The organism is Gilliamella sp. X-57, assembly GCF_057063565.1.
This window is the reverse complement of sequence record NZ_JBXSQI010000001.1, coordinates 69,363-90,040: the sequence shown is the minus strand read 5'-3', so window position 1 is coordinate 90,040 and position 20,678 is coordinate 69,363. Positions and strand designations below refer to the sequence as shown.

Here is a 20,678-nt window from a genome sequence, read left to right as displayed (position 1 = left end):
GTTCAATGAAAAATAATTACGTATTTAAAAATTTAGCCAACAAAGAATTTGTATTAGGAACTGATAAGCAAGATATATTTTTCAACATGTTAGACGTTGTGCGTAAGGGCAATTTAACTTTATTTACTCAGTCATTTTCAGACCTTGTTTATCTCCTTGAAAAGGATAGCTATTATATTGCACATCACTTAATTGTTTATAAGGGTAAAAAAGCTATATTTGCAGGGCAACTAGTCAGGGCATTTAAAGCACAATTGATCGATTTTATTCAGCACGCTATTAATCATGATGACCTCAGGCCGTTTTTGATATCTTCCATATTTATGCAAGATTGCAAACGGGCTTTTTATCTTACTGAAGAGGGATTTTATTTATATGATGTTAAATAGTACTCAACATAAATAGTACTAAAAAACCAATAAATACTCATTGTGATAACAAAACGTTAAGGTAATAATACCGCGTGTTTTTTTTGTGTTATATCTATTCCCCATGTCATGGATAAATCAATGAATATAAAAAACTTTCTAGAAACAGGTAGTTATTTAGGCTTAAAAGTAGGGTTATCCGAACAAGCATTATATGCAATTTTACCCCCCAAAGTATTAGGTAAAAAACATTATTTTGATGAATCTAATAAAGACGAAGGCTTTAGCTATTTTTATCATGCAATAGAAATCATGATAATAGAAGCCAAAATATACTCATTAGGCGTTGATGTCGAGCGTAGCTCCCTTACATTTTTAAATGATTTTACTATCAATGCTAATAGTAGTTTTGAACTTATCTTAAAATATCTAGATATTGCAAATATAGCGTGGCAATTTGAACAGCAGTATTGTTATCAGCGTGAAATAACCATAAAAACCCAAGGGAATGTTTTACTTGGATGTGTGTACGATAAAGGCGATTATCGATTATCAAAGTTCAAAGTATTTGAATAAAATAACAAAGACAACCAGTTAATAAATATTTAATCTATTGATATACAATCAATAATATTATGCATCAAAAATTTTTAGATTTTCAGTATAGATTTTATATAGCAAAAATAGGATAAATGATGATTCAACTACCTGATTGGTATGACGATTTATTGCAATTTGAAAGTGAAGCAAAAGGTATCATTTTAAATTTTAGCGTCACCATAAATAACCGTCACTACACCTTCAATTTTTATGATCCTGTGCGATTTGTTCAAGATGCTAATCATGAAATAACTAATAACGGCTATTTTCAAGATAAAAATGCAGTGATTTTAGAAAAAGTGACCAAAAAGAATATTATTCAATATCTATCAAAATTTTAATTTATTTATATCAAATAGATAGGTAAATAAATTGGGTTATTTATTGGTAAAATTGCGCGCCTCACTATTGCTTAATTGTCAATTAGCTATCATATTGCAAATCTTATTGCCTTATTTTTTGGAAAACAGATTAATCATTACAACATCAATCATAATAAATTCAAATCATTACAGCTGTAAAATTTAAAGTCACATTAGCGTCGATTTAAACCATAATAAATGGTCAAAAAATCGAAGAAAGCTTATTTTAGTTCGAATTTTAGTTCGAAATTTTGTTACGTGTATGTCGATTTTAAGTATATAATTGGCATAAACTCTCCTCTATTATTTATTGATATGGCTAATGTATCTTCGTTTCGCCAAAAACAAGGCACTATTTTTTTTGCTTTTCTAGTTACCACTTTTATTGTGGGTATTGCAGGCGCTTTACAATCTCCCACATTAAGTCGATTTTTAACCTTTGAAGTCAACGTTGATTCTCGTTTAGTAGGGCTTTTTTTCTCGATTAATGCTTTAGCGAGCATTGTGGGTAGCTTTTTATTGGCTAAATATTCCGACCAAAAAGGTGACAGGCGTTATATTGTCATTTTCTGCTGTTTAATGGGTATTGCTAACAGCGTCATCTTTGCCTTTTCACGTCACTATTTGGTGTTAATCACCCTTGGGGTGCTGTTTGCTGCGTTATCTTCTGCTGCTATGCCACAAATTTTTGCCTTAGCGCGCGAATATGCGGTAAAAACGGGGCGTAATGTTGTGGCCTTTAATTCACTCATTCGTGCTCAACTTTCGCTAGCTTGGGTGTTTGGTCCGCCAATTTCATTTGGTTTAGCCGTTAAATTTGGCTTTACGGTTATGTATTTAACCGCCATGAGCATGTTTATGGTCGCGATGCTGTTTGTTGCCATTTTTTTACCTTCGGTTGCAAAAAATCCCACTTCACAACTAAATAGCGCAACAGAGCTACAAGCGGCAAATCAACCAATTTGGCAAAACAGAAATGTGCTTTGCTTATTGTTATCCACCGTATTTATGTGGACAGCAAACATGATGTATATCATTGATATGCCAATTTATGTGGATGTTGTATTGCATCTATCTGATTCATTGCCAGGGGTGTTAATGGGGCTTGCTGCAGGTATTGAAATTCCCGTTATGATTATTGCGGGATATTTAGTGCCTTATTTAGGCAAACGAAACCTGTTTTTTATTGCGATTATCTGTGGCTTAATTTTTTATATTGGTATGATTTTTTGCACCGATAAAACCGCATTGTTAGCATTACAGCTATTTAACGCGCTATTCATTGGGATTGTGGCCAATATTGGCATTATCTATTTTCAGGACTTATTGCCAACTCAAATGGGCGTGGCTTCAACCTTATTTAATAATGGTGTTGTCTTTAGCATAATTATCGCTGGAATGCTACAAGGATTTGTCTCAAAAGCCTATGGGCATGAGGTCATCTATTGGATTGCGTTAGTTATGGTTGCAGTATCATTATTCTTTTGTGCATTGGTAAAAGATGCAAACAATAAAGTGGATTAAAGATAATTAATAGCAAATTTGTCTTCCTAATAGTAAGGAAGACAAATCGCCAAAAAATAATTAAAGATTAAATGTGTTTAATAGTTTTTCGTAAAAGGCATAATCTGTTCTTTCATAACTTAATGGTGTAATGGTAATAAAGTTGGCATTAACGGCATCAAGTTCTTTATTATCATCAATTACTCGCAAATTGCGTTTAGCTCTAAACCAAAAATAGTTATTGCCTTCGGGATCTTGGGTTGGCATCACCACAAAACGACTTACATCGCTATCGCCTTGTTTGGTTATTTTCAAACCTTTAACTTGATGTGCTACACAGGCAGGAAAATTGACATTAAAGCAGATATTTTGCGGAGCCGATAACGAAAGTAATTTAGCGACAACTGATTGTGCATGGTGCTTAGCACAATCCCAATTAGTTGGCTGATTATCTTCACTGGTTACTTGACTTAAAGCAATCGCAGGAATGCCCAACGTCATTGCCATCATTGCCGCACCAACCGTGCCAGATAAGATTGTTTCAAAGCCTACATTCGAACCATTATTAATTCCCGATAGCACAAGATCAGGTAAATGATCCGCCATCAAATATTTAATCGCAAATAACGCACAATCGGCAGGTGTGCCATAAACGGCAAATTCGTGTTTACCACGCTGAGTAACTCTAAATGGCGATTTTAGGCTTACTGAACACGATACACCACTTTGATCTATCGCTGGTGCAACAAGCCAAACCTCGTGGGCTATTTGCTTTGCGATTTCTTGCAATAACTTAATGCCCGGTGCATCAAATCCGTCATCATTCACTAATAAAACGCGGTTAACTAACTTATTTAGCATATTCTTTCCTTATTGGGCAAATGTATTGCATTCATTAATTGCACCGCTATCAAATCCTCGTTTAAACCAACTATAACGTTGTTTAGATGTGCCGTGCGTAAAACTATCGGGCACCACATATCCTTCGCTTTGTTGTTGCAAGCGATCATCGCCAATAGCTTTTGCTGTGTTTAAGGCTTGTTCAATGTCATCTGTATCTAGTCGATTTTGTTGCTGCATTGCATTGCCCCACATACCAGCAAAACAATCAGCTTGCAGTTCTAACTTAACGGATAATTGATTATTCGTTATTGTTGATTGATCCTGCTTTAAATGCTCAACTTGGCTAAATGTACCCAGCAAATTTTGTACATGATGACCAATTTCATGCGCAATCACATAGCCCTGAGCAAAATCACCACCACCGCCAAGTCGCTGTTTCATCTCTTGATAAAACGACATATCAAGATAAACGGTTTTATCAATACTGCAATAAAACGGCCCCATAAAGGTTTGCCCAGTGCCGCACGATGTTCTTGTTGTGCCTTTATAAAGTACTAATTTTGGGGGAACATAGGTTTTGCCTAAACGTTGAAATTCTTGATGCCAATAATCCTCAGTACTGGCTAAAATGATTGATGTAAATTTAGCTGCATCTTCATCATCAATTGAATATTGATTGGTACTTTGCTCAGTACTGCTAGTATCAATTAGATTTGAATTTAACAAGCCGGTCAAATCAACGCCATAATAGCCCGCTACTAACACGACAATAAATAAAACAACTTTGCCTTTACCACCAATGGGAATTTTTGTTCCCATTTCACTTCCTGATTGTGAGCGGCGATCTTCGATGTTATCACTCTCTCTTTGGTCTCTCCAGCGCATAGGGATTACCTTATCAGTTTGGGTTTAATTATTTTAAAGGATAACAAATAAGGATTCTAGATTAAGTTGATATTCTTATCTAAATTTACATAAATTAGCCGAAATCAGTGAACCTAAATTAGGTGGCATGTTTGATTTTCAAATGCGTTATTTTCTGACTATTTTTAGGTATATAATACGCTCAACAATCATTATATCTTCATTTTAATGTTAGGGTATTATTATGCCATATTTGTTACTTACATTAGCGGCTTGCTTTTGGGGCGGAAATTATGTTGTTGGGCGCGTTTTAGTTACACAAGCCGATCCTATGATAATATCCGAAGGTCGATGGGTTCTTACTGCACTGTTATTATTGTGTTTATACCATCAACAACTCGGCAGTGATCTGCCTAAAATTAAAAAATCGATTTGGCCAATATGTTTGCTTGCTATTTTTGGGCAAATTTTGTTCCCGCTAACACTTTATATTGGATTGCAATATACCTCATCGCTTAATGCCTCAATTTACCTTTCGGCAACACCATGCATGGTATTGGTTATGAATAAATTATTATTTAATGATACGATTTCAAAAAATAATATTTTAGGGGTTTTATTTAGTACTATCGGTGTGATTTATTTAATTTTACAAGGAAACCTAACCAATTTAACTGAACTTAGCAATATCAATAAAGGCGACCTGTGGGCAATGGCATCTGCACTAAGCTGGGCTTGTTATAGCGCATTTTTGCGGTTAAAAGATAAATCGATATCGGGTAATGCTTTTGTAACTATCAGTGCAGTGTTAGGTTCAGCAATGCTATTGCCTATTGCTTTAGTCTATTTTTATTGTTATCCAGTTTCTAACCTAGCACATTATACTACCCCTGACTTTTTGCTGGGTTTACTTTATATTGCTATTTTTGCATCTTGGCTATCTTATCTATTTTGGAATAAAGGCATAGTTGAAATTGGCGCAACAAGAGGGCAAATTTATACCCACATCATCCCTTTATCAGCCGGCATTTTCAGTATTGTGTTTTTACATACACCAGTTGCCTATTTTCATCTTGTTTCGATAGTATTCATTGTGATTGGGATCTATTTTTGTTCAAAAAAATAAACTGCTAATTATATTTATACAGCTACATGATTAGCAGTTTATTTGCTGCATTTTACAAAATAGGGTTATTTTGCTATAATTGGTATTCAATATTCACGAAAAGGAATTGTTTTGTTGTGATTTGGTAAAAAACAAAATAGACAATAAAACATTAGTTTTTGCTTTTTTATTATCCTCTTTTTTTATCTTTGCTGTCTTTTGCTTCAATTTTAATTAGCTGATAAACACATTTTGATGTGTAGTCCAAAAAGTATTGTTTTTTTATGTATTAAAAGGTAACCGTTTACCTTGTTGCATCATTCCTTTTTTATTATTTTTAGGTAAACAGGCGGTATTTTATGAAAAAAACAAGAAAGTTCAAAAACAAACCATTAAACATCAACGATATTCTAATAATTGATGATAGCAAGTTAAAAAAAGCCATTACTGCAGCTGCGTTAGGTAATGCAATGGAATGGTTTGATTTTGGTGTGTATGGCTTTTTAGCTTATGTATTAGGGCAAGTCTTTTTCCCTGATGCCTCGCCAAGTGTTCAAATGGTGGCAGCGCTTGCCACATTTTCGGTTCCGTTTTTAGTTCGGCCGTTAGGGGGATTGGTTTTTGGTATTCTTGGCGATAAATTTGGACGACAAAAAGTATTATCAATCACCATTATCATAATGTCATTAAGCACTTTTTGTATTGGCTTAATTCCATCTTATGCATCAATTGGCATTGCTGCCCCTATATTATTACTGTTAGCTAAATTTGCGCAAGGTTTTTCAATTGGCGGCGAATATTCTGGCGCAGCCATATTTGTTGCCGAATACTCGCCAGATCGCAAACGCGGTTTTATGGGGAGTTGGTTAGATTTTGGTTCTATTGCTGGGTTTTTAGTTGGTGCTGGCTTAGTGGTATTATTATCAAGCATTCTTGGAAAAAATGCATTTCATGATTGGGGCTGGCGAATTCCATTCTTATTTGCTTTGCCACTTGGATTAATTGGGCTTTATTTACGTCATGCATTAGATGAAACACCAGCATTTCAGCAGCATACCGATTTAATGGATCAAAATGATCGTGATCATATTACCAATCAACCTAAAATGACATTTAAAGAGATCATAACCAAATATTGGCAAAGCCTACTGGTCTGTGTGGGGCTCGTTATTGTCACTAATGTGACTTATTATATGTTGCTTACTTATATGCCTAGCTATTTATCTCACAACCTAAATTATCATACGGAACACGGGGTGCTAATTATTATTGCCATTATGGTAGGCATGCTATTTGTGCAACCATTGATCGGTTTTATTAGCGATAAAATTGGTCGCCGACCATTTATTATTGGCGGTAGCTTAGGTTTATTAATTCTTTCTTATCCCTCTTTCATTATGATCAATAGTGACATTATTGGTCTTATTTTCTTAGGATTATTGATTTTAGCTGTATTACTTAACTGTTTTACTGGTGTTATGGCTTCCATTTTACCGGCTATCTTTCCAACCAGTATTCGTTATAGTGCATTGGCGATATCTTTTAATATCTCGGTATTAGTTGCTGGTGCGACACCTACCGTTATCGCTTGGCTGGTTGAAGAAAGTCATAATCTATATATGCCAGCATATTATCTAATGGTCGTGGCATTAATTGGTTTACTTACTGGCATAAAGATGAGAGAAACCGCAAACCAACCATTGCGTGGCGCAACGCCAGCGGCATCAGATCGTTCAGAAGCCAAAGAAATCTTATCGGATCACTTTGACACAATAGAGCACAAAGTCGAAGATATTGAACAGAAGATCGAAACCCTGCAGGCTCAGCGACAAAATTTAGTGGATCAGCATCCTAAGTTAGATTGATTTTTTATTTTTTTGGTTTTGTATGTTTTGCTTTAAAAATATACAAAACTAAAATTTAATAAAATCAATACTCTACCTGAATAATTTTTAATAGTAAAATTAACCCATCATAAAAATAACCAAAACGCTGCCAACCCTTTTTTTTGTTAATAAATTAAAGTAAATAAAAACAATATATTAGGAAAGCGATACAAAAAAGGGTTTTTGAAAACAGAAATCCTATTTGCCTTTTGCTAAACAAGGTTTATAGTATATCAGTTTCTAGTTTACCGCCGCATAGGCGGTTTAGAAAAAATTCATTTAAAAAGAAAAAGTAGGTAATTTGTTTACCGCCGCATAGGCGGTTTAGAAATAACAGGCATGGCGCACAGTGGTATTGACAACGTTTACCGCCGCATAGGCGGTTTAGAAATAAATATAAAACAGCATTTACCGAGTTTTGGAGTTTACCGCCGCATAGGCGGTTTAGAAATCATTGGTTATGCTATTCAGTGATTATTTCGCCCGGATAGGTTTTGTTATAGTGTTTAGTTAGCTTGTTGTCTTAGTTTATCTTCAATGGACTTTTTAACTTTAACCAGATGTTTAGATTTATAACTAATTGTTTTATAACATTTAACTATGCTGGTTAGAGGCACAGACAGCTTCAATCGGGTTTTCTTTAGTACGTTATAAATAGTCGGACGACTAATCATAAAGCGTTTAGCCAACTCAGTGACAGTTATTTTTTCTTTATGATTTATGTGACAAACCCCTTGTCTTTGATAAAGTGTTAATTTTGCTTTTTATTTATATTCATTACAATGCCTTATCAAATTACTATAAACAACTAAGCAAATAAACTGGCTGATGAATTAGCAGATCGTCCATATTCTAGCGGTAAGACAGAATCTAAATCTAAAGTCATGAGAAAAATTTCGTTTGAAATTGATGAAAGCTAATATGAAGAATTAGACGATATTGAAATAAAAAATAAACGAGCAAAGTTGCCTTTGAAGACAATTTCTGATTTACTTAGGCTGGCTGTAAATGATTTCTTAATAAAACACAATAAAACTTAATCTAATATAAACCCACAATTATAAGGAATTTATATGAAAAAGATACTAGTATTAATTACCGCTATATTTTTATTCGGATGTAATGAAAAGACCTATACTGTTTCTGACTTTGAAAATAACAAAGAACTACGAGATGAATATAATAAAAAATGTCAAAATGGCGAAATTGATGGAGATAGTCTAAACTGTAAAAATGTATTTGATGCATTAATAAGTATAGAAACACCAAAACACAACCCTCACGCGTGGGATTAATTAAATCTCTATCTGTGATAAGTTTATAGACTTAATTTGCTTCTTATTCATTATAAACTTATCACCTTGTATTATAATCTTATCTCCTTTTTCTGCTTTATTTTCATTTAAAAATCGATTAATCTGTTTCGACCAAATAGTCTTTTCATTGCCGTTGTTATCAACTAATTTTGCAAATGCTGATTGCTTACCGTTTATTGGAAATTGATAATTAGCCTGACCAAAATCATTAATAATAAATTCTTGAGCCTCCAATGGTTCAACTTTTTCTATAGCTCATTGTGAAAAACAAAAGCGTTTGAACGTTAACTGTGAAAAAACTATTTGCACATTAACTTACTATGATATTGTCGACGATATTCGGTTGGTGTTCGCTCTGTCTTTTTTTTGAAAATCCGACAAAAATAATTACTATCTTTAAAACCTGATGCAAGGGCAATTTCCTTTACATTCAGCTCATAATCTTTTAACAGCGATTTGGCATATTCCAAGCGAATATGATTAAGGTACTGGTTTAATCCTATTTTTCCCTCGCTTTGAAATAGATGTGATAAATAATTGGGTGAGATATAAAACATATTTGCCAAAAAGTCACGCGTTATATCTTCACGAAAGTGTATATCGATATATTGGCGAATAGCTTCATATAGGCTGGTTGTTTTGGATGAAGTTTTGATGTCGGTATTGAGCAAATCTAACGTATTGCTCAGTAAACTGTGAATAAGGTAGTGGGCGGTTTGATTGTGTTTGTATAGTGGGTTGTGCCAAATGAGTTCGCTCAGTGCTTGAATGATAAATGTGCCAATCCGAGGTCCTCGTCTTGGGGTATTGACTTGACCTTGAGGAATTAACTGCAATCCATCCCAATGCAATAAGCTTATACCGATTTGTTGTTTATCAAATAAGATACTTAATAAGGTCGATGGTGTATGCCAAAGGGGCTTGTGCCAGCTGTGAGCGGAAATATATAAAAGATCATTAGTCGATAATATTTTTTCAATAATTTTTCCATTGTTATCCGCCCATTGCATTTGTTGCGTTCCTTCTAATATGATTTCAATTTGCGGAAAGTCGACGGGGTGGGTATGCAAAAGGGCGCAATTGCTGTTATTTACAAAATAGATACGATTGATTGTTTGCTGACGAATTACAAACTTGGTTAATGCGTTGTTGATGGATTTTGTCATAAGGATAAATTAAGTGGTGTAGGTTTATTTAGATTATATACAGTTAAAAAAAGATGAAAATTGTTATAAATCTTTTTTATTTAATAAGTTATTTTAAAGTTTTAATTGTGTGATCTAAGTCTCATTTTTTTATATAGCGTATAAAAATCCAGTAAATGGCAAATTCGTCTTCTAGGCGGTAGAGTTATTTTTTTTTACGATGTTTGTTATGCAAATGTTGTTATATGTTAACAAGTGATTGTTCATTCTGAATTAGGAGTTAACCATGGAATTATATTTAGATACCGCCGATATTGCCGATATCAAACGTTTAGCTAAAGTGTTACCTATTAGTGGGGTTACCACTAATCCAAGCATTGTAGCAAAATCGGGCAAGCCAATTTTTTCGTTATTAGATGAATTACAAGAGGTGTTAGGTTCAGATAAATTGCTGTTTGCCCAAGTGCTTTCAAGTAATGCCGACGAAATGATAAAAGAAGCTCATCAACTTAGAAAGGAGGTGCCGTCGATTGTGACTAAAATCCCTGTTAATGCGCAAGGCTTGATTGCAATAAAAGCACTAGCCCAGCAAGGTATTCCTACGTTAGGCACGGCTGTTTATGGTGCAGGACAAGGCTTTTTGGCAGCATTAGCAGGAGCTAAATATATTGCACCTTATGTCAACCGCATCGATGCTCAAGGTGGAAATAGCAAAGATACCGTGCTTGAGTTGCAAAAATTGTTAGATTTGCATTGCCCACAGGCAATGGTATTAGCCGCTAGTTTTAGAACACCAAGGCAAGCGTTAGATTGTATGCTTGCAGGTTGCAAATCTATTACGTTGCCGGTAGATGTGGCAGAACAGTTTATTTCTGATCCAGCTGTGGATGCAGCAATTACTAAGTTTAGTCAAGATTGGTGTGGTGCTTTTGGTAAGTTAACGTTTTAAATTTATTTGACAATTAGTTTTTTGCATGAGCTTGTTCTTCCACTATTAGGTCGAACAAGTGTATCTATTTTTTCAATTGTAAAAATAGCATAACTCTAACATTTTTTGTTGTATGATGATTTTAATTAACAATAAAAATAAGGGTGGACATGATGGATGAAAAAAAACAAAAAATCAAAATAAACAAAAAAGTCATTGTTAATGCGTTATTAACAGTATTGAATGTTGAAAAAATCTCACCGAGCTTTATTCGCATTGAGTTTGGTTGCAATAAACCAGTTAATATTGATCCATTATGGATTTGTCCGTATTTAAAATTGTTGTTCCCAGATCCTTTAACTGGCTTAATTGCGTTTCCGCAACTTGATGAAAATAATAAAATCCTTGTTGACGATAAGTTGCGTCAGCTTGTTCGTAGCTATAGCGTGCGCGAGTTTGATCACGTTGCCAATCAATTTTTTGTTGATTTTGCCATTCATGACACTGGTTTAGCTTCGGTTTGGTCGCAAAAAGCTAAGGTTGGCGATCAAATTGGTTTAATTGGCGCTGCCGGTAAGTTGAAATTTACTGATGATTATTTGGTGTTGATGGGCGATATTTCAGCGGTGCCTGCCATTTGTTATACACTTGAGCATCTTCCTAAAAAACAAAAGGTTTTTGCTTTTATGCAGGTTAATCATAAAAGTGATATGGTGTCATTGCCAGTTAATAAAAGTGTTGAGGTTAACTGGTTGGTGCAAAATTCGGATAAACCTCATCAGTTAATTGATGCGGTGATCAGTGCCGATTTATCAGGGCAAGATAAGTTATTATTTTGGGGGGGAATGGAACGTTCGTTGGCACAAGCTGTTCGTCATGCCGTTAAGGATAAGTTTACACATTTGCAGCCAGATGCTTTTCATATTACTAGCTATTGGCGAGAAGGTTTTGCCGAAGGCGAATTTAAGCATCGTGAATAATGGGTGTTGCTATTTTATGAACATTTTGGCTCATTTACATTTGGCTACGTTGGCGCGTAGTTCGTTAATTGGTAATACTGTGGCGGATTTTGTTAAAGGTGATCCTTATTTAACTTATGAGCCCACTATTGCTGATGGCATTATGTTGCATCGCAAAATTGATAGTTTAACTGATAGCCTATTTGAAGTTAAACAGGCCAAATTGCTATTTCGAAAATCGCATCAGCGCGTTGCTCCCATTACGTTAGATATTGTTTGGGATCACTTTTTGTCAAAACATTGGGCTAATTATGGGGTGTTGCCAAGTGTGGCTCAATTTAATCAAGTAACAAAAGCGCATATCCAGCCTTATATTGATGCTTATCCGGCCGATTATCAACATTTTATGAACGCGGTGTGGCAAGGTGCATGGCTGGAAAATTATGCTTCTATCGATTTTGTCGGTGATGTGCTAGGTCGCATGGCCAATAGACGGCCAAAGTTGTATTTGTTAAGCGAAACTATTGTTGATATTAAACAACATTATACACAATTAGCCTCGCTGTTTTTTGTGTTATATCCCAAAATTTGTTTAGCGGTAAAAGAAAGCATGAACTAAGATGGATTTTGCTGCTATCGGTTTAAGCTGTTATACTGCCACTTAAACCGATAGTGGTTTTGGGATATTTACTGTCAATTTGGTAATATCAGTTTGCCATCGTTTGTTTGGATGACATCATTGCGATTCGGCGTTTGCGTTATCGATTTTAAATTTTTACTGGTTACTTGTGGTGCATAACCACTTTTGCCGCCGCGCGCTTTGGCTCGCACTACTTGACTTACCGGTAGTGTGGCGTTGGTGGTTAAATTGGCCCATAACCATTCAATGGCATCTTCGCCATAATAATCAATTGGTATTAAAGTGTTGTCAAATGGTGGTCTGCCGTCTAAGTAACTGGCATTTTCAACTTCAATGTATCGTAGTTGCGATTGTTTTCCTTCAACTAAACTATTTAAAGCAACATAAGCACGCGATGTATAGTTGGGTAACTGTTTAACATTATTGCGTCCATGTACAATAAAAGTTTTTATACCATTTAAGTTGCCCGATGCCATAACTTGTTTTATGCCTTGCTTAACGCGCGGATCTTGTGATTTTTTATAAACACAAATTGCGCCTTTAGTGCCATAATCAACCATATTTTTGGTTTGCGAACTAGAATAAAATTCACGTCTTGGCGTGTTGAGATCTTCGTTTTCAACCAGATCCAAAACCGTTGCATCTCGGCCATTCCAAAGCGGCAAATGTCCGTTTGCCATGCCCCATATTTGTTCAAACGAAATTTCTTCTAATGGCGCGACTTTTCCACTGTAATATATTGGATTTTGCTGAGTACTAGCGACCGAAAAATCACACATGTTTTCGGTGACATCGTATTTGCCATAAGCACTAATATATTGGTAAGGTAGGCCAATGGATTCCGTGTAGTAAAAATAGGGTAGTTGGATGTCCATATCGGGTGTCCAGCCATTTTGGTGTAGTTTTTCTAGCGCTTCTTCGGGCGTACCTGTCGTGAGTAGTTTTGCCTTTTTTAGGGCATTACAGCGTTGTTGTGAGTGAAGAAAATAACTGGCATAAGGCACGTAAGCATTGTCTTTATAAGGTTTTATTGCGGGAATTGCACACGGTATATATAGTGCGCCATAAGCACTGTAATTGGCAATGGATTTTGTTTCTAGTTTTTGTTTGTTGCTGTTACCTATTTTGAGGGTAACTCGGGATTTATCAATATTCGGCTGAATTTGTGGATTAACTGCTACAATGCCGTCTATCATATTTTGGTCATCCAATTCGCCTGCTTTTAATGCTGCACCGCCACCATCACTCGCTCCATAGACTAAAACAAGGGTATTGTCTTTATTAAATATAACCTGTTTATTGGGCGAAAACATACTATTAAGTTCATAAAAGGCAAACTCAAGAGATTTTAGAACATGTTCGCCCCAGCGTGCTTCGGCATTGATTTTTGAGTGCAGTTGTTTTATGGCATAGCGATGGGGATATTTTTGAATATATTTTTCTTTATTCTTTATCGAAGGATGAAATAAGATATTACCGCTATCCACTTCGCCCCATACGGTAAAACCAAGCTTGCGTTTGATATCATAAATGCCATTGCCTAATCCTTTGTCGTTATAGACCACTGCGCAGTTGTGCCTAAGTCCCCATAATCCACGAATTTGTACATCTTTGGCATTGAGTACTCCGTCTGAATCAATGGCAGGAACGGCAACAATGCAAGGTTTGTTTTTGTCAAAATCAATCGGAATTTGTAGCAGCATGCCCACGCCGTCTTGCCTTTGTACCGCTAATATTTCAGTACCTGCAATTTTGCCGTCAAACAAAGGAGTTAATTCTTGCTTTCTAAAACCGAATAGTGTTCCCTCGCCAATTTTGGTGTCAATATAACGATTTAATTTGGCTTGTCGTCGTTCTTGAAAGTGTGGTTTGCTCGGAACTTCGACTTCAGGAGTAATAATGGTGGTTGATAACGGCGTAAAGCCCAGTCCAGCGGTAACAAGATCGTTGCTATCGCCATCATAATAAGCCAATGTACTGCGAACTAACCACTTAGGTTTATGGATTGTGTTGTCATTTTGGACTGGGGTATCACTGTTAGTGTCAATCTTGGTATTGGTTGTAGCTGTAGCTGCAACTGTTTTGTTGTCGGTTTTTATGCTGGTATCTGTGTTTGTCCCAGATGTGGTCGCTTTAGTCTTTTTAACTGGTTCGATTGATTCTGTCGTGTTGGCCTGTGTTACTGATGGTAGGGTAACACCAGCAAGAAGTATCAATGAGGCTAACATTTTTATCTGTTTCATTTGGAATTCCATTACAATCATATTTATCAGATTTAATTGTTATATCTTGCAAAAAATGAGTCGTTTCTCAGTAATTTAATACGTCCATTATGATGGTTTTAGTTTTTAATGCGCGATTATACACTATATTTTTGTTATTCGTTATTAGGTAGATTTAAATTGCAAATTGCCCAAAAGGCAGCGATGATTTTTTCAGATAACCGTCTCTTTTGTACGCAAATACCTACATCAAACGGTTCCATTAAGTTGGTAGACCATTCGGTTATGCGTTCTCTTACTCGCTCTGGGCTGTTATCCATTACAACTTTTGGCAATAAAGCGACGCCACATCCTAAAGCAACCATTGATACAATGGCTTCGTGCCCCGCAACTGTTGCATAAATTTTGGGATTGGTGATTTTTTTTTGCTTAAACCATAAATCGATACGGTGGCGACTTGGCCCGTGTTCTGGCAGTATAAACGGAATATTATGCCAATCGGGTTGTTTTTGATGTAATTTGTCGCTAAATGTGCTGTTAAGTTTGGGGATTAGCAAGACCATTTCAATTTCACCAAATTTTAAAAACTCAATGCCAGTTGGGAGTTGTTTAGGTTTGCCAGCAATGGCTAAATCGGCTGCATTGGCTTGTATTTTTTCAACTGCGTCGGCGGCATCACCGGTTGAAAGCTTGATTTCAACAAGTGGATAGTGGCTTCTAAAGCGATCGAGTATTTCGGGCAAGTGGCTATATGCGGCCGTGACCGAACAAAAAAGCGTAAGTTCGCCGACAAGCTGTTGGTTGGATTGATCTAAATCATATTTTAGCTGTTGGTGCATGTTTATTACTTGCTGAGCAAAGCGTTTAACTTTTTCGCCGACTTGAGTGATTTGTACTTGCCTGTTATCGCGAATAAATAGCGGATGACCAAAATGTTCTTCAAGCCGTTGGATCTGTCTTGATAAGGTTGAAGGACTAACATGCATGGCATGTGCGGTGATACCAAAGTGACAGGTTTCGCATAAATGTAGGTACAATTTTAAATCACGAATGTTCATAGCAAGTTCCGGTTTTATACTAAAACGCATAGTTTCCTGAAACTTTTTGTCAAGAAGCAGTAAATTATGCATGACTTATTAGGCAAATATTATGCATAGTTCAACAAATAAGGCAAATGGGCTTGTGCATAACATCAATGGCAAAACAGACAGATACCTGCTAAAATAGATGATTATTTTTGTGTGGATTAAAACAGTTTTATGACAGAACAAGCTTATTTAGACGAAGTTAATGCACGTCGCACTTTTGCGATTATTTCTCACCCTGATGCCGGTAAAACCACCATTACCGAAAAGGTGCTTTTATTTGGACACGCAATCCAAACAGCAGGTACAGTCAAAGGCCGTGGCGCTAATGCCCAGCATGCTAAATCAGACTGGATGGAAATGGAAAAACAACGTGGTATTTCAATTACCACCTCAGTTATGCAGTTTCCTTATAATGATTGTTTGGTTAATTTATTGGATACTCCCGGACACGAAGACTTTTCTGAAGATACTTACCGCACGCTAACTGCGGTTGATAGTTGTTTGATGGTGATTGATGCGGCAAAAGGGGTAGAGGATCGCACACGTAAATTAATGGAAGTCACGCGTTTGCGTAATACACCAATTTTAACCTTTATGAATAAGTTAGATCGTGATATTCGCGACCCGATGGAATTGCTTGATGAAGTCGAAAACGAGCTAAATATAATGTGCGCGCCGATTACGTGGCCGATTGGTTGTGGCAAGTTATTTAAAGGTGTTTATCATTTAGCGAAAGATGAAACATATCTTTATCAATCTGGTCAAGGCCATACTATACAAGAGGTGCGAATTATTAAAGGGTTAACTAACCCTGATTTAGATTTAGCGGTCGGTGATGATTTAGCACAGCAACTGCGCGAAGAGCTTGAATTAGTGCAAGGGGCTTCCAATGAATTTGATCTAGATGCTTTCTTGTCGGGTGATTTAACGCCAGTCTTTTTTGGTACGGCATTGGGTAATTTTGGGGTTGATCATATGCTTGATGGCTTAACTGCTTGGGCACCAACTCCTCAACCTCGTCAAACCGATAAACGTGAAGTTGAATCATCAGAAGAAAAATTCAGTGGTTTTGTCTTTAAAATTCAAGCTAATATGGATCCTAAACATCGTGACCGCGTGGCATTTATGCGCATTGTATCAGGTAAATATGAAAAAGGTATGAAGTTACGTCATGTGCGTATTGCCAAAGATATTAATATTTCTGATGCCTTAACATTTATGGCCGGTGATCGTGAACATGTTGAAGAAGCCTATGCCGGCGATATTATTGGTTTACATAATCATGGTACGATTCAAATCGGTGATACCTTTACGCAAGGCGAAGATTTGAAATTTACTGGTATTCCTAACTTTGCACCAGAACTATTCCGTCGCATTCGTTTAAGAGATCCTCTCAAACAAAAACAATTATTAAAAGGACTTGTTCAACTATCAGAGGAAGGAGCGGTACAAGTATTCCGCCCATTAGCGAATAATGATTTAATTGTGGGCGCTGTTGGTGTGCTACAGTTTGATGTGGTCGTTGCGCGTTTAAAATCGGAATATAACGTTGAAGCCATTTATGAGCCTGTTAATGTGACAACTGCTCGTTGGGTTGAGTGTTCTGATGTGAAAAAATTAGAAGAGTTTAAGCGTAAATGCGAGCAGAACTTGGCTTTAGATGGAGGAGATAATCTTTCTTATATTGCACCAAGTATGGTTAATTTGAATTTGACCGAAGAACGATATCCTGATGTTGAATTTCGAAAAACTCGGGAACATTAATTGTATTTATCACATAATAGCGGAATTTATCATCATGCCTAGGTGTTTTGATAAATTCTCTTTCTTTTCTTTTTAAAACTTATTTTTTTACGATAAAGTCAAGCGAGTGAATATGATGGATTTGAAAAATAAAAGAGTAGTGAATTTAATAATTGGTAGTTTTATTGGACTATTAACTATGACTACTTCACCTATATCTTTTGCTATTGAAAATAAACTTGCAAGACCAGTTTTGTTAGAAAAAGTACAACAAAGCGATCGTGACAAGCGTCAATATGAAGTAATTGAGCTCTCAAATAAAATGCGAGTGCTGCTTGTGTCTGATCCTAATGCAGTTAAGTCACTCGGTTCATTGGCGTTGCCTGTTGGATCATTACAAGATCCGCAAGATCAGCAAGGGTTGGCACATTATGCTGAACACATGGTGCTAATGGGATCAAAAAATTACCCAGAGCCTGCCAGCTTTTCTCAGTTTTTAAGCCGTCATGCAGGTAGTTATAATGCTAGCACTGCGGCACATCGAACCGCGTTTTATTTTGAGATTGAAAATAGCGCATTTGATAAAGCACTCGATTATTTAGCCGATGCGATTGCTGAACCTAATTTAGATCCTAATTTTGCCGATAAAGAACGCAATGCCGTTAATGCCGAAATGACTATGGCCAGATCTAATGATGGTTTTCTAATTGGGCAAGTTGATTCCGAAACAATTAATCAAAATCATCCAGCTTCGCAATTTTCAGGCGGTAATTTAGAAACGTTAAGCGATAAAGACGGTAGTAAGTTGCAAGATGCATTAGTTGGATTTCATCGTAATTATTATTCCTCCAATATTATGGTAGGCGTGATTTATAGTAATCAGTCAATCAATAAATTGGCAAAATTAGCTGAAAGCACTTTCGGAAAAATTCCTAATAAAAATATCAATGCGCCTAAGGTTGATAAACCAGCAATCACTGCTGATAGTTTAGGTAAGCAAATTGCCATGATACCAGCTCAACCCAAAAAGTTATTGTTGTTGCAATTTCCAATTGAAAATAACTTGTCTAAATTTGCAAACAAGAGTGATGAATATATTGCTTATTTAATTAGTAATCGTAGTCAAAATACGTTGGCTGATCAGCTACAAAAACAAGGATTGATTGAAGGTATTCAAGCTGGAAGCGATCCGATTCGCTATGGTAATAGTGGCATTTTTAGTATCAATGCGACTTTAACTGATGAGGGGCTTGCACAAAAAGATAAAGTTATTGGAGCTATTTTTAATTATTTACAGCTGATGCAAAAAGAGGGCATTTCTGACACTTATTATCAAGAAATGCAAAAAGTGTTAGCGTTAGGGTTCAAATATCAAGATGTTGAGCGTGATATGTCATATGTAGAATGGCTATCCGACCAGATGTTATTATATCCCGTACAAAACGTATTAAATTCAGATTATGTTGCTACTTATTTTGATAAATTAGCCATTACGGCACGTTTAAAAAGTTTGACGGCAGATAATGCTAGAATTTGGGTGATTGCACCAAATCAAACTACCAATAAGACCGCTTATTTTGTTGATGCACCGTATAAAGTGGATAATATTACCCGCGATCAAAAATCGAATTGGGCAATGTTAGGCAAAAATTATGCGTTTAATCTGCCCAAATTAAATCCTTATATTCCTGATGATTTTTCAATTATGAAGCAAAACCGTGATCAAGCTCAACCAGCTGAGTTTAGTAAACGTGGTAATCATATCCATTTTGTTAGTCAGTATTTTAATAATGAACCTAAAGCTGCTATTGTTATTTCGTTACGCAACAATCAAGCTTTTAGTGATGCTAAATCAGTGGTAACATTTGATTTGCTTGACTACATTGTTGGTCGTGATTTAGCTAAGTTACAGTTTCAAGCTGGCGTTGCTGGTATGTCATTGTCAACAAGTAGTGATAACGGATTGATGATCACAGCAAGTGGTTTTAATCAGCATTTATCCGAAATGGTTTTGGCAATCCTTGATAGTTACAGACAAGTTAATATTGATGAACAAAGTTTGGCTTTGGCTAAATCATGGTATTTGCAACAACTTGACGCTGCTGAGCATGCTAAAAGCTATTTATTAGCTATCAACCCAGTAAAAGCCTTATCGGTAATGCCACGTTATTTTGAACGAGGTGAAAAACGTAAAATTATAGACAATATCAGTATTGATAATATTTTAGCTTATCGGGATCAGTTGTTAACAAGTTCAGTACCTTATATGCTAAGCGTTGGTAATTTATCAAATGATCAATCATTAGATCTTTATCATGCCATTCAAAAAACGTTGGTTCGTAGTGCAGAGTTTACACCGATAGAGGATATCAAAATCAAAAATGCGTTAACAGCTAGGCTCACTCAGCGAGCTAAAACAACTGATAATGCTCTGATGATGAGCTATATCCCTGCTAATTATGACCAAATCACTGGACGAACATTAAGTTATCTACTGTCAAAAATTATTTCACCATGGTTCTATGACCAACTGCGCACTAATGAACAGCTTGGTTATGCTGTATTTTCTCAACCAGTGACCGTAGGTGAGTCATCAGGAATTGGGTTTTTAATTCAAAGCAACCAATATGATCCAGCTTATTTGCTAAAACGTTATCAAGAGTTTTTCCCAATCATGCTAAACAAATTGCAAGCATTATCGAAAGACGATATTGAGCAATATAAAAAGGGTGTGCTTGATGAATTAAATATGCCACCACAAACATTGGATGAAGAGTTAGGGCGTTATATGGCAGATTATCGGTTATCTCGATTTGCTTTTGACTCTAGAGCTAAAAAAATAGCGCAGGTAAAAAAAATAACCAAGCAAGATTTGATTGATTTTTATACTCGAGCTGTAATGGAGTCAAAAGGTTTCGTTTTTGCTTCTCAAGCATTAGGTAATATCGCTGATTTATCAAAACAACCACAAGCAATAACCGAGTATACCGAGTTTGAAAACGCATCGGCTTTACAACAAATTTTGTTAAAATAATAGACTCAAATGTATATTAATCCGAACCATTTTGACAAAAATTGGCATTGTTATCACCTTGTGATACACTGC

At 36.0% G+C, this 20,678-nt stretch carries 19 protein-coding genes; 12 read left to right on the top strand and 7 right to left on the bottom strand.

Annotated features, from left to right (window positions below):
* Positions 1-5 precede the first annotated feature (5 nt).
* From ACYIAL_RS00385 to ACYIAL_RS00370, 4 genes are all read left to right on the top strand, one after another.
* Positions 6-389 (top strand): hypothetical protein, encoded by a 384-nt coding sequence (locus tag ACYIAL_RS00385; RefSeq protein ID WP_174796000.1) that lies wholly within the window; start codon positions 6-8, stop codon positions 387-389.
* Between the two features lie 120 nt (positions 390-509).
* Positions 510-944 (top strand): hypothetical protein, encoded by a 435-nt coding sequence (locus tag ACYIAL_RS00380; RefSeq protein ID WP_174796001.1) that lies wholly within the window; start codon positions 510-512, stop codon positions 942-944.
* 116 nt (positions 945-1,060) lie between these two features.
* Positions 1,061-1,309, top strand: coding sequence for a hypothetical protein (locus ACYIAL_RS00375; RefSeq protein ID WP_174796002.1), 249 nt, complete (start codon positions 1,061-1,063; stop codon positions 1,307-1,309).
* A 336-nt stretch (positions 1,310-1,645) separates the two neighbouring features.
* A complete protein-coding gene (locus ACYIAL_RS00370) occupies positions 1,646-2,854 on the top strand; it encodes an MFS transporter (RefSeq protein ID WP_483750646.1) in 1,209 nt (402 codons plus the stop codon).
* Between the two features lie 60 nt (positions 2,855-2,914).
* Here the strand turns inward: ACYIAL_RS00370 and surE are convergent, their stop codons facing one another.
* Both surE and ypfJ read right to left on the bottom strand, forming a co-directional pair.
* The gene (gene surE, locus ACYIAL_RS00365) at positions 2,915-3,694 is read right to left on the bottom strand and encodes a 5'/3'-nucleotidase SurE (protein ID WP_483750645.1); all 780 of its coding nucleotides are present in this window, start codon (positions 3,692-3,694) and stop codon (positions 2,915-2,917) included.
* A 9-nt stretch (positions 3,695-3,703) separates the two neighbouring features.
* The gene (ypfJ, locus tag ACYIAL_RS00360; RefSeq protein ID WP_483750644.1) at positions 3,704-4,561 is read right to left on the bottom strand and encodes a KPN_02809 family neutral zinc metallopeptidase; all 858 of its coding nucleotides are present in this window, start codon (positions 4,559-4,561) and stop codon (positions 3,704-3,706) included.
* Between the two features lie 223 nt (positions 4,562-4,784).
* Between ypfJ and ACYIAL_RS00355 the strand changes: the two genes are divergently transcribed.
* Complete coding sequence (locus ACYIAL_RS00355) at positions 4,785-5,666, top strand: DMT family transporter (RefSeq protein ID WP_483750643.1); 882 nt, start codon at positions 4,785-4,787, stop codon at positions 5,664-5,666.
* Between the two features lie 338 nt (positions 5,667-6,004).
* Positions 6,005-7,510, top strand: a complete 1,506-nt coding sequence (proP, locus tag ACYIAL_RS00350; RefSeq protein WP_483750642.1) for a glycine betaine/L-proline transporter ProP — start codon at positions 6,005-6,007, stop codon at positions 7,508-7,510.
* 527 nt (positions 7,511-8,037) lie between these two features.
* Here the strand turns inward: proP and ACYIAL_RS00345 are convergent.
* Positions 8,038-8,253: an HTH domain-containing protein gene (locus tag ACYIAL_RS00345; protein ID WP_483750750.1), complete on the bottom strand. Its 216-nt coding sequence runs from the start codon at positions 8,251-8,253 to the stop codon at positions 8,038-8,040.
* A gap of 351 nt (positions 8,254-8,604) precedes the next feature.
* Between ACYIAL_RS00345 and ACYIAL_RS00340 the strand changes: the two genes are divergently transcribed.
* Positions 8,605-8,826, top strand: coding sequence for an EexN family lipoprotein (locus ACYIAL_RS00340; protein ID WP_483750641.1), 222 nt, complete (start codon positions 8,605-8,607; stop codon positions 8,824-8,826).
* Here ACYIAL_RS00340 and ACYIAL_RS00335 read toward each other — a convergent pair whose 3' ends face one another.
* Positions 8,827-9,081: a hypothetical protein gene (locus ACYIAL_RS00335; protein WP_483748018.1), complete on the bottom strand. Its 255-nt coding sequence runs from the start codon at positions 9,079-9,081 to the stop codon at positions 8,827-8,829.
* Between the two features lie 65 nt (positions 9,082-9,146).
* On the bottom strand, positions 9,147-10,013 hold the full coding sequence (locus tag ACYIAL_RS00330) for a helix-turn-helix transcriptional regulator (RefSeq protein WP_483750640.1): 867 nt from the start codon (positions 10,011-10,013) through the stop codon (positions 9,147-9,149).
* 265 nt (positions 10,014-10,278) lie between these two features.
* Here ACYIAL_RS00330 and fsa point away from each other — a divergent pair, with 265 nt between their 5' ends.
* From fsa to ACYIAL_RS00315, 3 genes are all read left to right on the top strand, one after another.
* On the top strand, positions 10,279-10,941 hold the full coding sequence (gene fsa / locus ACYIAL_RS00325) for a fructose-6-phosphate aldolase (RefSeq protein ID WP_483750639.1): 663 nt from the start codon (positions 10,279-10,281) through the stop codon (positions 10,939-10,941).
* Between the two features lie 149 nt (positions 10,942-11,090).
* A complete protein-coding gene (locus ACYIAL_RS00320) occupies positions 11,091-11,900 on the top strand; it encodes a siderophore-interacting protein (protein WP_483750638.1) in 810 nt (269 codons plus the stop codon).
* A gap of 16 nt (positions 11,901-11,916) precedes the next feature.
* Positions 11,917-12,498 (top strand): acyl carrier protein phosphodiesterase, encoded by a 582-nt coding sequence (locus tag ACYIAL_RS00315; protein ID WP_483750637.1) that lies wholly within the window; start codon positions 11,917-11,919, stop codon positions 12,496-12,498.
* A 74-nt stretch (positions 12,499-12,572) separates the two neighbouring features.
* Here the strand turns inward: ACYIAL_RS00315 and ACYIAL_RS00310 are convergent, their stop codons facing one another.
* Both ACYIAL_RS00310 and ilvY read right to left on the bottom strand, forming a co-directional pair.
* Complete coding sequence (locus ACYIAL_RS00310; protein ID WP_483750636.1) at positions 12,573-14,762, bottom strand: 3-hydroxybutyrate oligomer hydrolase family protein; 2,190 nt, start codon at positions 14,760-14,762, stop codon at positions 12,573-12,575.
* Positions 14,763-14,896: 134 nt separating this feature from the next.
* Entirely contained in the window at positions 14,897-15,799 is a 903-nt protein-coding gene (gene ilvY, locus ACYIAL_RS00305; protein ID WP_065638941.1) for an HTH-type transcriptional activator IlvY, read from the bottom strand.
* 201 nt (positions 15,800-16,000) lie between these two features.
* On the opposite strand from ilvY, the gene prfC reads away from it, so the two are divergent.
* Entirely contained in the window at positions 16,001-17,593 is a 1,593-nt protein-coding gene (gene prfC / locus ACYIAL_RS00300) for a peptide chain release factor 3 (protein WP_174796016.1), read from the top strand.
* Positions 17,594-17,771: 178 nt separating this feature from the next.
* Complete coding sequence (ptrA, locus tag ACYIAL_RS00295; protein ID WP_483750635.1) at positions 17,772-20,606, top strand: pitrilysin; 2,835 nt, start codon at positions 17,772-17,774, stop codon at positions 20,604-20,606.
* The last annotated feature ends 72 nt before the right edge of the window (positions 20,607-20,678 follow it).